Genomic DNA, 15,851 nt, shown 5'->3' with positions numbered 1-15,851 from the left:
TTCTATAAAATACGCACCAGCATAAAGGATTGATGACGACGGATACTCCAGAAGAAAGCCTCGATCCTGCGAATTGGGCGGATATGCATAAAACGGCGTCGCGGATGATTGACGACGCCGTTGCCCATGTTGAGGGGGTGCGGGAGCGTCCGGTTTGGCAACAAATGCCGCAATCCGTGCGCGAGGGTTTCCTCACGCCCGCGCCCATGAAATCCACGCCATTGGACGCGGTTTATGACGAGGTTCTGTCAACGGTTTTCCCCTACGCGATGGGGAATATTCACCCACGGTTTTGGGGCTGGTATATGGGATCGAGCAATTTTACGGGCGCGCTGGCTGATTTTCTCGCGGCCATTGAAGGATCCAATCTTGGTGGAGGGGATACAGCGGCAGCCCAAGTTGACCGGCAAGTCGTGAACTGGCTCAAGGAATTGATGGATTTTCCAGCGTCGGCGAGTGGGACATTGACCAGTGGCGGGTCGATGGCAAACATGGTGTGCCTGACGGTTGCGCGCAACAAAATGGCGGGCGTCGATGTGCGCGAGGAAGGGATCACAGCCCTGCCCAAACCGCTGCGATTTTACACCTCAGATCAGGTCCATAGCGCTAGCCAGAAGGCGTTGGAAGCCCTCGGCCTTGGTCGACGCGCCCTGCGGGTGATCCCTTCGGACGCCAACTTTCGGATGAGCATACCCGCGTTGGAACAGGCCATCCAAGAGGATCGTGCTGCGGGGTGCGAACCCGCCTGTGTGATTGCCACGGCGGGCACCACAAACACCGGTGCCATCGACGATATGCAGGCCATCGCAGCGCTGTGTAAGCGGCAAGGGATATGGTTCCACGTGGATGGTTGCATTGGCGCTTTGATCAAAATCGCCCCCGTTAATCGCACGATGGTGGAGGGGATTGAAGACGCGGATTCCTTAGCCCTTGATCCGCACAAATGGCTACATACGCCGTTTGAAGCGGGGTGTGCTTTGGTCAAAGACGCGCAGTTGCATTTCGATACGTTTGAGTTGCACGGCGAATATCTAGAGGAAAAACCGCGCGGTATCGCGTCGGGCGGATTCCTCGCGGATTATTGTTTCGAGTTGTCGCGCGGCTTTAAGGCGTTGAAAATATGGATGTCGCTAAAAGAACATGGGGTGGAGAAATTTGGCTGTCTAATTGATCAGAATATTGCGCAAGCCGCCTATTTGACGGACCTCATCCACACGGACCCGCATTTGGAACTCATGGCGCCGACGTCGATCAATATCGTCTGTTTTCGGTATCGTAATGCGGAGGCGCCCGATGAGGACCTCAAGGCGCTGAACACCGAAATCATGCTCCGCCTGCAAGAAAGCGGGCTGGCAGTACCGTCCGACACCACGGTGGGCGGACGGCATTGTTTGCGCGTGGCGATCAACAATCATCGCACCAAACGACAGGATCTTGATCTGTTGGTGCGAGAGGTCGTTAAGTTAGGACAGGAACTAGAGGCGGCTGCGCCTTAGTCGCTCCCGCGTGCGCCCCAAGTGTCCGAAAGGCGATACCCTTCGGGCCAAGGATCAGTGGGGTCGAGCATATGTTGGTGGATGCCCGTAATCCATGCTTGGCCCGAAATTTCGGGCACAACGGCGGGGCGGGAACCGACCGTGGTTTCGCTGACGATGCGGCCCGTAAAAGTTGAGCCAATGACAGACACCGCCGTTAATGTGTCGTCCAACCCCATCTCGCCACGGGCGTGCAAAACTGCCATCCGCGCCGAAAGGGCTGTGCCCGTTGGCGAACGATCGACCTTGCCCGGTTGAATGGCAACGGCGGCACCTGCGCGTAATTCGTTTCCGTCGCGTGTCACGGGGCCAGCAAAAAGGCAGAATGAAAAATGGGTCCAATCGGGATTGTCGGGATGGTGAAACTTCAGCTTTTTATTGGCTGCATTAGCGATACGCACGCCAAGGCGGGCGATCTCATGCGCTTCTTCGGCGACCAGTGACAGGCCCATCGCTTCAGCGTCGACAATCACAAAACTATCGCCGCCATAGGCCGTATCGACCCGCAACGTACCAAGGCCATCGACCTCCAGTTCAACGTCCAGATCGGCCGCAAAACTGGGCAGGTTTTGCACCGAAATCTTCTCGGCCTTGCCGTTTTTACACGTCGCGCGCACCTTCACCAACCCACCGGGTGCTTCAAGCACCAGTTCCGTCAGGGGTTCAATCATCGGGATAATCCCGCTTTCCAAAAGCACAGTCGAAACGCAGATCGAATTGGAGCCGGACATCGGGGGCGTGTCTTCGGGTTCCATGATGATAAAGGCCGCATCGGCGAGCGGGTTTTTCGGTGGTACCAATAGGTTTACATGGCGAAACACGCCGCCGCGTGGTTCATTCAGTACGAAATTGCGCAGAGTTTGGTCCTTAGCGATCCAACGGCTTTGCTCCCAGAGGGTCTCACCGGGGGGCGGGGTCACGCCGCCCACAATCACGTCGCCAACTTCGCCTTCGGCATGGGCCGAAATCACATGGATGGTTTTTGTACTGCGCATTTTTGGGACCTTAAAGTTGAGGCGTGAGCCAGTCGGGGAGAGTGTTGGGCGCTTGGCCGGTGCAGGCGGCGCGGGCGCAATCGGCGAGCGAGCCAAACCGCACTTCGCGCCCACAAAGACCCGGCGCGTAATGCGCGTATTTACCAGAATTGGTCATCAAGGTTTTGGCGCTTGGGGGGAATACGGGTTCGGAAATCGAACACCAGCAAATATCCGGCACGACTTGGACGCCTGCGGCCTCAAGGATGGCCAATGTGCCGTCCGCGCGGGCTTGGGTGAGGGTGTCGTGGCCCAAAGTGACAATAACATCGGTTTCGCTGTGACGATGTTTCCCCTCAAGAAGTTTCGCCAAAGCGTGGCATTCAGATAGCGAGAAATGGGGGCTGCCAAAGGCCACGAGATCGATTTGGGCGGGGCCGGGATTGAACTGTTGCCAAATCCGCGCAAGGTCTTGGACGCCCGCATGCACGGTTTCTGCGCTTGGGGAAATCATCGTGGCCTCTGGCGTAATGCCCGCCACATGTAGCATCGGCGCGGCGGAAGTCGTGCCAAACGCGGCGCACATCGCCTTGAGGTCATCCTCGTTAGGGGAAAGGTTTTCGAGCCCGGTCAACACGGGAATACATTCAGGGGCCAAATGTCCGGCAAGATATCCCAACATCGGCCAAAGAGAGTCATCGTGTTGCGCGGGGAGGGTTATTTCGATGATCCGAAGGGCGGCGCGGTGTTCATCAAGATAGGCACCAGACAAAGGAGCGCGGCCTGTGAGGGCGATGCAAAGATCAAAGAAATCGGGGTGTTTCACTGTGCGCGCGGCCAAAACCGTATTGGCATAGACCACGGCGTTAGATTCCGCCCATGCGATCATTTCCCCAGCCTTGGGGGTGGTGTCGAGCAAGTAGGGCGCGCAGGTGAAACTGGGACGTGCGCCCATTTTCACATAGGCATCCGCGAGGCGGCTTGCGGGCAGGCCAAAGTCGGGCGGGATGCCTTGTACGCGCCAATTGGCATGATCCACAGAGATGGCATTCATCGTGGTTGGCACCCGTACTTGTGCGCCCATATTGGCCACTTTTTCCGCGAACACCAGATTGGCAGGGCTCGCGTAAATACAGCCGTCTATATGCACTTGGGTCACGTCGATCAAACTTGTGGCCCCTTGAAGGGCTGCCATGGTGACGATGGTTTGCATGGCCATTTTGGGCGCTTCGCCGTCGGCACCTGCAAGCATGGCGCGGTCGCCGTCCGAGAGATCAAGCGCGACTTCGGCCAAGGGAGCCAGCGGAATTGTGAGGTTTGGCGCGGTGATTTCGGTTGGCGAGATTTGCGCGGTGGCGGCTTGGGACAGGGCGGCAAAATCGGCCGCGTCCAATTGTGCGACGGGGACGTTCATGTCAAATAGCTGCTGTGCGATCAACGCGCCGAGGGTCAAAACATCCTCATGGTCGCGGAAAATAAACGCGGCAGGGGCGTGGCCATTTTGGATCAATTCAAGCACCACGCCAGAGCCTGTGCAAGACCCGCGACTGGTGGGCATCAGCACGATTTTCCCCGCGAGGGATTGGCGGTGCCACGGATGATGTGCGTCGATGACGACGCCTGTGGAAGCATCAACGCCGCCCCAAAAACTAAGGCCTTCTTCGGACGCCAAAACGGGTCCGTTTGCTTGTCCGGCAAGGATGCTGCGTGTCATAAGTGCTTTCTATTTAACCACAAAACCATGCGCGAAGGGGTCGCGTTCATCGTCTATGAATATTGTATTAATGCCCGTTACGCGGGCCCATCCGGCAATTGAAGGGATGATTGCAGGCTTATCTGCAACCGTTGCCGCCGCCTCGACGCGCCCCTTAAAGAGCGAGCCGATGATGCTCTCGTGGATGAAATCATCGCCGACAGAGAGTTTGCCTTTTGCCGCCAATTGAGCCATCCGCGCGGAGGTTCCTGTGCCGCAGGGCGAACGGTCGATCGCCTTGTCGCCATAGAATACTGCGTTGCGTGCGCTGGCCTCTGGATGCTGTGCCGCGCCCGTCCATAGGATATGCGATAGGCCGAAAATCGAGGGTTTTTCTGGATGGGTAAATTCGTATTTTTCATTCAATGCGGCGCGAAGTTTTTGGCTAAACCCCACCAACTCGCCTGCGGAAAAATTGGCCATATCATTGAAATTTTTCTGCGGATCGACGATGGCGTAAAAATTACCGCCATAGGACACATCAACAACAACTTCGCCTAGGCCTGCGACGTTGGCCGTAAGCCCCGCGGAATGCAGGAAACTCGCGACATTGGTGAGGCGCACTTCCTCAACAAAACGCCCGTCCTGAACATAGGTCACATCGACCCGGCCTGCAGGGGTATCTAGCCGCAGCACGCCCGCCGTTTCGGGGCGGATCAAACCGTTTTCCAGCGCGATTGTGACGGTGCCGATGGTGCCGTGGCCACACATTGGCAAACAGCCAGAGGTCTCGATAAACAACACCCCAACGTCGCAATCCTCGCGCGTGGGCGGATAGAGGATCGCCCCCGACATCTGGTCGTGGCCCCGTGGCTCAAACATCAAGCCTGTGCGAATCCAGTCATATTCGGCCAAGAAATGCGCGCGTTTTTCCAGCATCGTATCGCCGCGTAATTGCGGCGCGCCACCTGTTACAAGGCGTACGGGGTTGCCACAGGTGTGGCCGTCAATGCAGGGGAAGGTAAATTGGGTCATGCGATGCCTCTAAAAACGCGCAGGAGAGAACGGGGATAGGTCCATCGCGGGGGCTTTGCCAACCAACAAATCCGCGATGATTTCGGCAGTACCCGCCGATTGGGTCAATCCAAGGTGCCCGTGGCCAAAAGCACAAATCACATCAGGGCGTCCAGGCAGGGGGCCGAGAGCCGGAAGCGTGTCGGGGAGCGATGGGCGGAAGCCCATCCACTGTGTGCCGCCCGTGGTTTTTAACGCAGGCATGAATTGCTTGGCTTTGGTCAGGAGCGCTTCTGCGCGCTTATAATTTGGTGGAAGTTTCAATCCGCCCAGCTCAACCGCACCGCCAACACGGATGCCGGTTGTCAGCTTGGAAATCACAAACCCATGACCGCCAAACGTCACGTGACACCGCAGATCGACCGCGTCTGGGGGCAGGGTGGTGTTATAACCGCGCTCGGTTTCAAGCGGGATTTTGACACCAGCCGTGCGCGCAAGGTGGTGCGAGAACGCGCCCGCCGCAAGGACGATTTTGCCCGTCATTTTCCCGACACTTGTCTGGACTCCGCCGTCAACCAAACTCGTGGCTTCGGCGATTACAATTTCGCCACCCTTGGCACGGAACTGCTCGGCAAGCGCGAGGGTGTATAGCTTGGGGTCGGAAATTGAGTACCATTCCGGCGTGAATGTGGCATGGGTGAAACGCGGATGCAGGCCCGGTTGGACCTCAGCGATGTCGTCGCCGATGAGGTGACGGAAGGGGATGTCGGCGTCTTCACGGACCTTCCAGCCCGGTAGGCTTGCTTCAAACTCGCTCCGCCCCTCATAAACCAGCAATTGCCCGTCGTGGTGCAGCATATCCATCAGGTCGTTGTCTTGTAGAAAGGGTTTGAGCGCGCGTTTTGAAATCGCGTTCAATTCCGTCAAAGCAACCGTTGAGGCGCGCACTTCTGCGGGCCAACTCGCGCGCCAAAATCTGTACATCCACGGCGCGATTTTCAACGCGTATTGGGGTGGGATCGATAGGGGCCCCAAAGGGTCGAGTAGCCATTTCGGGGCTTGGCGCATAACTTTTGGCGAAGCAAGCGGCAGAACCTCGGGGAAGGCAAACGCGCCAGCATTGCCCGCGGAGGCCCCCGCAGAGGGGCCTTCACGATCAATCACACGGACGGTAAGGCCCCGCGCTTGAGCCGCCAAAGCAATCGAGAGCCCGACGACACCGGCGCCAACCACCACGACATCTTGGGTGCTCATTAGCGTACGCTCGAAAGAAACTTTTGCGTTTCCGCATGCTGTGGCGCGTCGAAAAATTGTTTGGACGGCGCGATCTCGGCCATGACTCCTTGATGGAAAAAGGCGACCCGATCTGAAACATCGCGGGCAAAACCCATTTCATGCGTCACGCAAATCATCGTCATACCTTCGTCGGCAAGCAGTTTCAGCGTGTCCAACACCTCTCCCACCAATTGCGGATCAAGCGCGGATGTCACCTCATCAAATAGCATATATGCGGGCGACATAGCTAGAGCGCGCGCAATCGCCATACGTTGCTGTTGGCCACCGGAAAGCCGTCCAGGATAGACCAAGAGTTTCTCGGCCAAGCCAACGTGCGTGAGGTGTTTTACGGCGATTTCTTCGGCTTGTTCGCGCGACATTCCCAACACTTTGCGCGGGGCTAAAGTCACGTTTTCCAACACGGTGAGGTGGGGGAAAGAGTTGAACTGCTGGAACACAATGCCGATATTGCGGCGCAGTTTGTTAAGGTCGGTGGATTTTGCATGCACCTCAATCCCATCCACAAGGATGCTGCCGTGGCTGATCTGTTCCAGACCGTTGATACAGGTCAGGAGCGTCGATTTTCCCGAACCAGAGCCGCCGATAACCGACACAACTTCACCTTTTTGAACCGTCAGGTCGATGCCCTTGAGCACTTCCAATGGACCAAAGGATTTACGAACGTCTTTAATCTCAATCATTCTCACGCCACCTTTTTTCGAGTTGGCTTCCAAGCCGAGCGATGGGGAAGCTTAGGGCAAAGTATATAACTCCTGTGACCATCAGGATGAACATAGGTTCTTGGAGGCGGGTCACAAGGATCTGGCTGGCGCGCAGCAGTTCGATGATGCCCAGCCAGAGGACCAATGAGCTGTCTTTCAACACGCCAAGTGTAAGGCCAATCCAACTTGGGAGGGCCACCCGCAGTGCCATTGGGAACACGATTTGCGTCATGTCTTGACCCCACGACAGGCCCAACGAGCGCGCGGCGCGACGTGTGACCATCGGAACCGCATCAATCGCGCCGCGCACAATCTCGGTGCAATAGGCCGATGTATAGAGCGCCAAAACGACACAAGACGTTGCGAAGGGCGGCATATTTAGGCCTGCGATCGCTTGGAACGCATTCGCCAAAACCAACTGGATCAGCAACGGTACAGAGCGAAATATATCCAGCACAAAGATGATTGGCAGGGCGGCCCACGTACTTATATGGGCGCGAAGGACGCCAAAGAACAGCCCCATAAGTGTGCCGCCCGTCACAGCAAAGGCCGTGACCGCCAGTGTCATTCCCGCGCCTTTAGCGAGGAACATCAGGTCGTTAAGGTTTAAACCGGTATCAAACATGGTACTCTCCTTAATACCGGAACATGCGCCATGCGATCAGCCGTGCGCCAATCGTCACCGCTTTTGCAATGAAGTAGTAGAACACAGCCGCAAGGGTAAAAATCTCAAACGTGCGAAAGCTTCTCACGTTGATATCTTGGGTTACGCCAGCAAGGTCGGTGTTCATGCCTACGGTCACGCCCAATGAGGTCATCAGGATCGCCCAAACCATTTGGTTGGTGGTGGGCAAGAAAGCGATGCGGAACATTTGCGGCATCACAATCAGACGGAAAGCCTGAAGGGGGCGCATCCCGAGGGAACGTGCCGACCGCGTTTGGGTGTCTGGAATGGCGCGTAGGGCACCGCGAAATGTTTCGGCCAAATAACCCGCATTATTGAAGGTAATCCCAGCCAAAAGCGCCACGAAGGGGCTGAGGTGGATGCCAAAACTTCCCAATCCGAAATGCGCCATGTAAATCTGGAAAAGGGCAGGCGTGTTGCGTGCCACCTCGACCCAAACTGTTGCAGGCGCATAGATCAGCTTGGATTTTGAATTGCGCGCAACGGCGAGGATGACGGCCAAAAGGATCCCCATGACCATCGACAAAAGGGCGATCTGAAGTGTGACCAAAGCTCCGTCAAATAATTGCGGAAGCTTTTGCAGCGCCTGACGCCATTGGAATGTATAGTTAAACATCGCGACCCTTTGTGTGGGAGCTTGCGGGAAAGCAAGGGGGCCCGAAGGCCCCCCGCCGATTTAACGGTAAACGTTTGGTACAGTTAGATCAGGTGCGTCGCCGCCAACCCATTTGCCATACAGCTCTTGATACCGTCCTGTGCGGGTTTGTTGGTTAATGAAGAGATCAAGATAGTTCAGCAGGCCGTACTCGTTACGCAGCGCGATAAGGCCTACGTAATCAATGGCATAAGGCGCGTCGCCTTTGATAGTTAGGCCTGGGTATTTGCCCGAAGCAACGATGGAACCAGCCACAGTTGAAGTCACAACAGTCGCGTCGATTTGGCCTTGCGAAAGGGCAAGGAACACGTCTGCTTGGGATTGGTACGGACGGAAGCTACCTTCGCCCCATTCTTTGACGTTGTCCTCAAGCGCGATGCCTTCGAACGTGCCGCCAACGGAACCAACAGTTTTCCCTTTCAAGCCGTCAAAATCTTCAACACCAGCATCTTCGCGGGTCAAAACAACGTTTGTGAAGGCGAAATAAGGGATCGTGAAACCAGCGGTTCTTGCGCGCTCAAGCGTGTCGGAAGTGGAGGCAACCCCAACATCAACACGGCCCGAAACCAAGGCTGGAATACGGTCAGGGAAGGGTGTTTCAACGATTTCAGCTTCTACGCCGAGTGCAGCTGCAAGGTCATTGCAATAGTCGACGTCAAAGCCGATAGGGTTGTTGTCCGCATCGCGTGAACCCATTGGTGGGAAATCCAACACCACAGCACAGCGCAGCGTGCCAGATGCCATGATATCGTCCAATTTGTCCGCGTTTGCCGGTGAAGTAAGCGCCGTTGCAGTCAGCAGGCTTCCAATAATCAACGAAGTTTTCATTTGTCGTTCTCCCGTGGTGGCATTGTTTTTTGATTCGTATTGTAAGCTGACTATGGGTGCGCATTTTGTTTGAATCAACTAAAAATATTATTTGTATTTAATTAGTATACTTAATGGGCGCCGCCTGTCGATAGAGGTCGTAGAGCGCCCTGTTTAAGGGGCGAATTTGCCTCATTTTCGCACATGCAATGCGAGTTCTCCAACAGGAATGGGGGAGCGTCTTGCTATGATTACCCCCTATGTATACAAATTATATACAAATGACGACCCGCTTTTGCCCGAAACTTCCGCGACACCATCTAATGAATTTAAGGAATACCAAAATGACCGATGCAACGACCCTAACCGCCCATGAGTTGGGCGCTTTGATTGAAGAAATATTCCTCAACGTGGGGTTCTCGACTACACAGGCGGGCGCCTTGGCGCGCGTTATTTTGGCGGGAGAACAGGATGCGTGTAAATCACATGGCATCTATCGGATTGAGGGCTGTTTGCGTACGTTAAAGCAGGGAAAAGTGGACCCACAAGCGACGCCGAAATTGCAACAGGATGCCTCCGCAATTGTACGGGTCGACGCCAAGGGTGGCTTTGCCAATGCGGCGTTCGAGTTGGGCGCGCCCGTGCTGGCGGAACGCGCCCATAGCTTGGGGTTAGCGGCGCTTGTGATCAACGATTGCACCCATTTTTCCGCGCTTTGGCCAGAGGTTGAGGCGCTCACCGATCTTGGCCTTGCCGCGATTGCGATGTGCCCAAGTTACGCGACAGTTGCGCCAACGGGCGGCACAAAACCTTTGCTCGGCACCAATCCGCTGGGCTTTGGTTGGCCCCGCAAAGGCGCGCACCCCTATGTGTTTGATTTCGCCACCAGCGTTGCGGCGCGCGGCGAAGTTGAGTTGCACCGTATCGCGGGGAAACCGCTTCCCGAGGGCTGGGCGATGGATGAAAACGGCACGCCCACAACCGATGCCACGCTGGCTTTGGAAGGGGCGATGCTGCCCTTTGGCGGCCACAAAGGGTCGGCCATTTCCACCATGATCGAATTGCTCGCAGGGGTGATGATCGGCGATATGACCAGCCCCGAAGCCTTGGAATTTCTGGGAGCCACCAATATCGCGCCGCGCCACGGCGAGTTAATCATTGCCTTTAGCCCCGAAAAATTTGCCGAAGGGCGCGGGGGCGCGAGCTTGGATCGAGCGGAAACCCTGTTTGATGCGATCCTTGGTCAGGGGGCGCGCTTGCCGTCGCAACGCCGCTTTGCCGCGCGGGCCGAGTCTCAGGCTAATGGTATTCGCTTGACGGCCGAAGAGGTGGCTTTGTTGGAACGCCTGCGTAAAGATGGGTTGAAGGCCGTCTCTTAAGCCCTCTTCCATAAACGAAAAAAGGCCCGCGAATCTCTGCGGGCCTTTTTGATTTGAATGGGGCGCTGTGGCTTAAAGAACAGCGCCTGCAAGTTTGGACCAATCGGCATACCATGCGCGGAACAGCTTGAGTTGGGCTTCGACAAAACCGCGTTGGCTGTCCGAAAGCGCGTCGCTCTCGTTGAAATGCAGCGTGTATTCCGCGTCGCCGTTTAACACCATCATATGTTTGAAGAACAACACCAAGTCGGCACCCTCGTCGAATTTCGACAAGACGTTAAGCGCGGTTTCCAACTCTGTGGCGCGTTGGCGCGACAGGGCATTGCCCTTGGCAGCATCTTGGCTCAGGGCGACCAGATTCAAGACTTCGGAGGGGAGGACGTTGCCGATACCGGTAATCGCGCCCGTCGCGCCGCAATTGACGAAACCATGCACAACCGCGGTGTCGACACCGATCATCAGGCTCACGTCGTCGTTGCCGCTGGTGATATATTCCGCCGCATAGGACAGATCATCATGGCCGCCGAACTCTTTGAAACCAATCAGGTTTTTGTGATCCTTGCGCAGTTCAAAGAACAGGTCCGCGCGGGTGGCAAACCCATAGTGGGGGCTGTTGTAGATCACGGCGGGAAGGTCAGAGGCCGCGGCCAAGATGTCTTTGAAATGTGCTTTTTGTGCCGGCATAGAACCGCCACGCGACAGCACGCGGGGGATAACCATCAGGCCTTGGGCACCGATTTTTTGTGCGTGGGCCGCATGGGCTACCGCCAATTTCGTGTTCAAAGCGCCCGTGCCAACGATCAAGGGAACGCCCGCTTTAACGAGGCGCTCAACGCCTTCCATCCGCTGTGCATCCGTCAAAAGCGGCCAGTCGCCCATCGAGCCACAATACACCACCGCTGACATGCCCGCCGCGATCAGTTCTTGTCCCTTGCGGACCAAAGCGTCGAAATCTGGGGTGCGGTCGGGGGTGCAGGGCGTCATCAGGGCCGGAATGGTTCCGGAAAAAATGGGGCTGGTCATTGTGATCTCCTAAAGTGTCGTGCGCGTGCGGGATTAGCTTAAAAGGCGCAACGCGTAGAGTTTGATTCTATATCTTGAGGTCGATAATACGAGTTGGATTTTATTTGTCGACAAGTTTTGTGCCCAATGCGCGCATTCGTCATTATACTTGCTCCAACGGGCGGGTTCCAATATCCTTCTTGTGTACAAAAAGGATTCTTCATGACCAAGCCGGACGCCATCAAGAAACCCGACCGAAAACGCGGGTCTGGAGTGAAGCATGTGTACGATGTTTTGCGCGATGAAATCATCGATTTGGTCTTGGAACCGGGCAGTCCCATTGACGAAATCCAACTGGCAGAACGCTTTGCGATGTCGCGCACTCCGATCCGCGAAGCATTGGTCCGCTTGTCCGTGGAGGGGTTGGTAACCACGTTACCTAACCGCTCGACCGTGGTGTCCAATATAAATTTCCTCAAACTGCACACGTTTTTTGATGCGCTTACGTTGATGTATCGCATGACCACACGGTTGGCCGCAGAGTACCACACGCCAGAGGATTTAGAGATCATTCGCGCGCATCAAGCCGAGTTTGAGCGCGCCGTTACGGATCAAGACGCTTTGGCGATGATCGCAACCAACCGCGAGTTCCATGCGGCCATCGCGGTGGCGGGGCAGAACGTATATTACGAGGGACTTTTCCTGCGATTACTGGATGAGGGGCGGCGGATATTGCGGCTGTATTACTCGTCTTATCAGGATCAACTTCCGCCACAATTTGTCAGCGAGCACGAGGGGATGATCGACGCGATTGCGGCAGGCGACGTTGAGCGGGCCGACGAAGTCGCGCATGCGCATGCGGACCAAATCGTCGCGCAAATCCAAAGGCTTATCTCAAACGACCGCCGCGTAAAAATCACCCTTTAGGGGAAGCGAGGCACGCTCAATGCGCCTCCCTCAACCTGTCTACTTCCTCTAGTATTTGCCCAAGCACCGTGAGGAGCATCTCCACATCCTCGGCGTCTATCGTTAGGGGGGGCGTATCTTGAGAATATTGTCAAATGGCCCCTCGCAACCGATTAGAATACGGTGCGCGCGCAGACGGTTTTTGATGTATTCGGCAACCTGTGTGGCGGGCGCACGCGTCACAGGATCCTCCACCAGATCAACGCCGATGAACAGGCCATAGCCGCGCACATCGCCAATCACGTCGTGGCGTTTTTGTAGCGTCGCCAACCCGTCAAACAGCCGCGCGCCCATCACACGCGCATTCTCCATCAAGCCCTCATCGTCAACGATATCAAGGACTTCTTTGCCCATGCGACAGGACAGCGTTGAGCCGCCGAAGGTCGAGAAATACTCCGGCCCCTTGGCAAAAGCCTCGGCAATTTGGCGGGTGGTGACGACCACGCCGAGGGGGTGGCCATTGCCAATCGGCTTGCCCAAGACCACAATGTCGGGCACCGCGTTTTGTTGTTCAAAACCAAAGTAATAGTCGCCCAAGCGCCCTAGGCCTGTCTGTACTTCGTCGGCGATACACACACCACCAGCCGCGCGAACCCGTTGATAGACCGCCGATAAATAGCCTTTGGGCGGGATGATTTGGCCGCCAACGCTGGGGAAAGTTTCGGCAATGAAGCCCGCCAATTTCCCGCCGCGTTTTTCGATGGCTGCAAGGGCGTCGCCCACAAGGGCGGCAAATTTCTCGGCTCGATCTGGATCGTCGCGGCGATAGCTTCCGCGATAGTCGTCGGCGACCTCGACCAATTGCACCCAATCGGGTTGGCCTACGCCGCCCTTGGCGTTAAATTTATAGGCCGAAATGTCGATCGCACCAGTGGTATTGCCGTGGTAGCCGTGATCGGGCGTTATCATGTCTTTGCCACCCGTTTTGGCGCGGGCAAGCCGCAGGGCGAGTTCGTTGGCTTCGGACCCAGAGTTGACAAAGAAGCAGACCGACAGGCCTTTTGGCATTTTCGAGACGATCTTTTGCGCAAATTCGGTCTGGGCCGGATGCAGATACCGCGTGTTTGAATTTATCCGTTTGAGTTGGTTCGCCGCGACGGCCTGAATGCGGGGATGGGCGTGGCCGACATGCGGCACGTTGTTGTAAGCGTCCAAATAGGGGCGGCCCCATTCGTCAAACAGATGATGCTTCCAGCCACGCACCAGCATTACAGGATCGGCATAGCTTAGACGCAGATTGCGGCCAAAAAGGCGGTCGCGCTCAGTCTTAACCGCGTCTTTGTCGGTGGGGGTGAAGGCCACTTTGGCGTCAGGTAAATTCATCAAAGCGGCTGGATTGGGACAGATTGCCCCCCACAGATACATCTCGTCCGGGTCCGCAACGCCTGGCCAATCTTCGCCCATGCCATCGGTCGAAAGGGCCAGTTGGAAATGCACATGCGGTGCCCAGCCGCCAGATTGCGTCACATCGCCAAGACGGGCAAAAGCCTCGCCCTTTGCAAGGGTTTGGCCTACCTGCAAAGTTTCAAGAACCTCGGGATTAAGGTGGCCATAAAGTGTGAAGAACGCGTCGCCATTTGGGGTCTCGTGGCGCAGAATAACGACGCCGCCATAGTCCAGATGAGCGGTGCGATTTTCAACCACATGCACTGTGGCTTTCATCGGTGCATGCAGGGTGGTTTGGGCAGGAGCAAAGGCATCAATCGCCAAATGCACCGAGCGCCGATTTGAGGCTTTCCATGGTCCACGGCGAAACGCGGGGGCGGTATAAATCAGGCGGGGTTCGTTATAATAGCCAAGCCAAATGCGACCGTTATCCTCATATTCCTGCCCAACCAAGGCGGCTTCGGCCAACGGAAGGTCAAACGGATTTTGCGGCCATGTGGAGTGTTCCACCGAAAGCGTACCCATCGGGGCCCGCGCCAAATCTTCGCCCATAATGGGGGCAAAATTCCCGCGCTCTTGATCGAGCCACGCTTGAACGCGGGGCGCGGCATCCGTGATCGGCAAACCACAGGCCGCGCGCAGACGTTTGCCGATCAATTCTTCGTTCAGCGTACAATTTTCCAGAAAATCCCACGCGGGTTTTTGGGAAATGACAACATAGGGATCATGCGGGTTTTCGAGTGCCATTTGGGTGGAATTCACCACGCTTACAGCAAGGCGCATACGCAGCAAGGGCCAGATCAGATCGACTTCTGCAGGGGTGAGCGGGTAGGCGGCGTGATAGCCCGCAACCAGTGCGGCCAAGGCCTGTTCGGGGTCCGCTTGGCCCAACACCATATAGGCACCAGCAATCGCGAGGTCGCAAATGCGCGGGCTAGAACAGATGTCGCCTAGATCAATCAAGCCCGTCACATGGGGGGGCTTCGTTAGGGTGCCGCCGACGATGACGTTATAGTCGTTCACGTCGTTGTGGATAGCGACGTGGGGCAGGGATTTTAGCGCCGGTTTGATGGTGGAAAACGCGGATAAAATGTCGGTGATGAGCGCGCGACGCTTTGGGTTGATGATACCGTCGATATGGTCCGAAATCCAATCGCCTTGGGTCAAATTCCATTTGAAATCACGCGCAAGGGCGGGGTGTTTGAAATCGGCCAGCGCGCGGTCCATGGCGCCAATGGCATGGCCCAAATCGCGCAATAATGCGACGGACTGCGGGCGGAAATTGGCATAGGTCCGCCCTTCGGCTTTGCGCAACACCCAAACAAGACGCTTGGCGCCTGCCTCGTCTGGCACCGTCGCGAAAAATTCCCCTGATTGGGTTGTTATAACGTCGGGAACGGGAACGTCTGGAGCGTTGTGCGCGATGTGATTGAACGCGCGGCATTGGAGGTCGATGAAGTCGACGGGGCAGCCAATGCGCATGACTTTGAGCACGTAATCTTGTGTTCCGGTCGCCAGAAAGTTGAGATCCAACTCGCCGTCAAGCGGGTTACAGTGGCGTGAATGCCCCAAATATCTCGCAATACGTTTTGCCAATGATGTGTCATATTGTGCCCGTTCGCTCTCAAGGTGTTATTTTTTGCGACGAATCGAAAAGCCGCGCGGCTCCGATTGAATCCCTCTCAATTAGGGGGAAACTTGTTGGAAAATCAAAGAACAAATCTTGAACGACCACGGCGCACGATGAATGTTTGCGCT

The 15,851-nt window shown here is 56.2% G+C and carries 12 protein-coding genes and 1 pseudogene; 3 read left to right on the top strand and 10 right to left on the bottom strand.

Annotated elements, in window-relative coordinates:
* The first annotated feature begins 32 nt into the window (after positions 1-32).
* Positions 33-1,496 (top strand): pyridoxal phosphate-dependent decarboxylase family protein, encoded by a 1,464-nt coding sequence (locus RC74_RS17925; RefSeq protein ID WP_039000767.1) that lies wholly within the window; start codon positions 33-35, stop codon positions 1,494-1,496.
* Here the strand turns inward: RC74_RS17925 and RC74_RS17920 are convergent.
* Genes RC74_RS17920 through RC74_RS17885 form a run of 8 tightly spaced genes read right to left on the bottom strand, consistent with a single transcriptional unit; the run spans position 1,493 to position 9,381 of the window.
* On the bottom strand, positions 1,493-2,530 hold the full coding sequence (locus RC74_RS17920; RefSeq protein WP_039000765.1) for a trans-3-hydroxy-L-proline dehydratase: 1,038 nt from the start codon (positions 2,528-2,530) through the stop codon (positions 1,493-1,495). The genes RC74_RS17925 and RC74_RS17920 overlap by 4 nt on opposite strands.
* A gap of 10 nt (positions 2,531-2,540) precedes the next feature.
* Positions 2,541-4,223: a cis-3-hydroxy-L-proline dehydratase gene (lhpI, locus tag RC74_RS17915; protein WP_039000763.1), complete on the bottom strand. Its 1,683-nt coding sequence runs from the start codon at positions 4,221-4,223 to the stop codon at positions 2,541-2,543.
* A 9-nt stretch (positions 4,224-4,232) separates the two neighbouring features.
* Positions 4,233-5,237 carry a 4-hydroxyproline epimerase gene (locus tag RC74_RS17910; RefSeq protein ID WP_039000762.1) on the bottom strand — a complete coding sequence of 335 codons (1,005 nt, stop codon included), beginning with the start codon at positions 5,235-5,237 and terminating at the stop codon, positions 4,233-4,235.
* 9 nt (positions 5,238-5,246) lie between these two features.
* Positions 5,247-6,470, bottom strand: a complete 1,224-nt coding sequence (locus RC74_RS17905; RefSeq protein ID WP_039000761.1) for an NAD(P)/FAD-dependent oxidoreductase — start codon at positions 6,468-6,470, stop codon at positions 5,247-5,249.
* Positions 6,470-7,192 carry an amino acid ABC transporter ATP-binding protein gene (locus tag RC74_RS17900; protein ID WP_039000760.1) on the bottom strand — a complete coding sequence of 241 codons (723 nt, stop codon included), beginning with the start codon at positions 7,190-7,192 and terminating at the stop codon, positions 6,470-6,472. Before RC74_RS17900 ends, RC74_RS17905 begins: the two co-directional genes overlap by 1 nt.
* A complete protein-coding gene (locus tag RC74_RS17895) occupies positions 7,185-7,838 on the bottom strand; it encodes an amino acid ABC transporter permease (protein ID WP_039000904.1) in 654 nt (217 codons plus the stop codon). Before RC74_RS17895 ends, RC74_RS17900 begins: the two co-directional genes overlap by 8 nt.
* A gap of 10 nt (positions 7,839-7,848) precedes the next feature.
* Positions 7,849-8,514: an amino acid ABC transporter permease gene (locus RC74_RS17890; RefSeq protein WP_039000903.1), complete on the bottom strand. Its 666-nt coding sequence runs from the start codon at positions 8,512-8,514 to the stop codon at positions 7,849-7,851.
* Positions 8,515-8,574: 60 nt separating this feature from the next.
* The gene (locus RC74_RS17885) at positions 8,575-9,381 is read right to left on the bottom strand and encodes an ABC transporter substrate-binding protein (RefSeq protein ID WP_039000902.1); all 807 of its coding nucleotides are present in this window, start codon (positions 9,379-9,381) and stop codon (positions 8,575-8,577) included.
* 323 nt (positions 9,382-9,704) lie between these two features.
* Here RC74_RS17885 and RC74_RS17880 point away from each other — a divergent pair, with 323 nt between their 5' ends.
* On the top strand, positions 9,705-10,739 hold the full coding sequence (locus RC74_RS17880; RefSeq protein WP_039000901.1) for an Ldh family oxidoreductase: 1,035 nt from the start codon (positions 9,705-9,707) through the stop codon (positions 10,737-10,739).
* A gap of 72 nt (positions 10,740-10,811) precedes the next feature.
* Here RC74_RS17880 and RC74_RS17875 read toward each other — a convergent pair whose 3' ends face one another.
* Positions 10,812-11,762: a dihydrodipicolinate synthase family protein gene (locus tag RC74_RS17875; RefSeq protein WP_039000899.1), complete on the bottom strand. Its 951-nt coding sequence runs from the start codon at positions 11,760-11,762 to the stop codon at positions 10,812-10,814.
* Between the two features lie 201 nt (positions 11,763-11,963).
* On the opposite strand from RC74_RS17875, the gene RC74_RS17870 reads away from it, so the two are divergent.
* Positions 11,964-12,668, top strand: a complete 705-nt coding sequence (locus RC74_RS17870) for a GntR family transcriptional regulator (protein ID WP_039000897.1) — start codon at positions 11,964-11,966, stop codon at positions 12,666-12,668.
* A gap of 16 nt (positions 12,669-12,684) precedes the next feature.
* On the opposite strand, the pseudogene RC74_RS17865 reads toward RC74_RS17870, so the two are convergent.
* Positions 12,685-15,700, bottom strand: a pseudogene (locus tag RC74_RS17865) (aminotransferase class III-fold pyridoxal phosphate-dependent enzyme).
* Positions 15,701-15,851 lie beyond the last annotated feature (151 nt).

Origin of the sequence: Falsihalocynthiibacter arcticus, assembly GCF_000812665.2 — a bacterium.
GTDB lineage: Bacteria > Pseudomonadota > Alphaproteobacteria > Rhodobacterales > Rhodobacteraceae > Falsihalocynthiibacter > Falsihalocynthiibacter arcticus.
Note: the sequence above shows the minus strand (reverse complement) of the source record. Positions and strands in the feature narration are given on the sequence as shown.

Bases quoted from the DNA above. Each gene is read 5' to 3' on its own strand.
- RC74_RS17925 (WP_039000767.1), top strand. From the start codon at position 33: ATGACGACGGATACTCCAGAAGAAAGCCTCGATCCTGCGAATTGGGCG.
- RC74_RS17920 (WP_039000765.1), bottom strand. From the start codon at position 2,530: ATGCGCAGTACAAAAACCATCCATGTGATTTCGGCCCATGCCGAAGGC.
- lhpI (WP_039000763.1), bottom strand. From the start codon at position 4,223: ATGACACGCAGCATCCTTGCCGGACAAGCAAACGGACCCGTTTTGGCG.
- RC74_RS17910 (WP_039000762.1), bottom strand. From the start codon at position 5,237: ATGACCCAATTTACCTTCCCCTGCATTGACGGCCACACCTGTGGCAAC.
- RC74_RS17905 (WP_039000761.1), bottom strand. From the start codon at position 6,470: ATGAGCACCCAAGATGTCGTGGTGGTTGGCGCCGGTGTCGTCGGGCTC.
- RC74_RS17900 (WP_039000760.1), bottom strand. From the start codon at position 7,192: ATGATTGAGATTAAAGACGTTCGTAAATCCTTTGGTCCATTGGAAGTG.
- RC74_RS17895 (WP_039000904.1), bottom strand. From the start codon at position 7,838: ATGTTTGATACCGGTTTAAACCTTAACGACCTGATGTTCCTCGCTAAA.
- RC74_RS17890 (WP_039000903.1), bottom strand. From the start codon at position 8,514: ATGTTTAACTATACATTCCAATGGCGTCAGGCGCTGCAAAAGCTTCCG.
- RC74_RS17885 (WP_039000902.1), bottom strand. From the start codon at position 9,381: ATGAAAACTTCGTTGATTATTGGAAGCCTGCTGACTGCAACGGCGCTT.
- RC74_RS17880 (WP_039000901.1), top strand. From the start codon at position 9,705: ATGACCGATGCAACGACCCTAACCGCCCATGAGTTGGGCGCTTTGATT.
- RC74_RS17875 (WP_039000899.1), bottom strand. From the start codon at position 11,762: ATGACCAGCCCCATTTTTTCCGGAACCATTCCGGCCCTGATGACGCCC.
- RC74_RS17870 (WP_039000897.1), top strand. From the start codon at position 11,964: ATGACCAAGCCGGACGCCATCAAGAAACCCGACCGAAAACGCGGGTCT.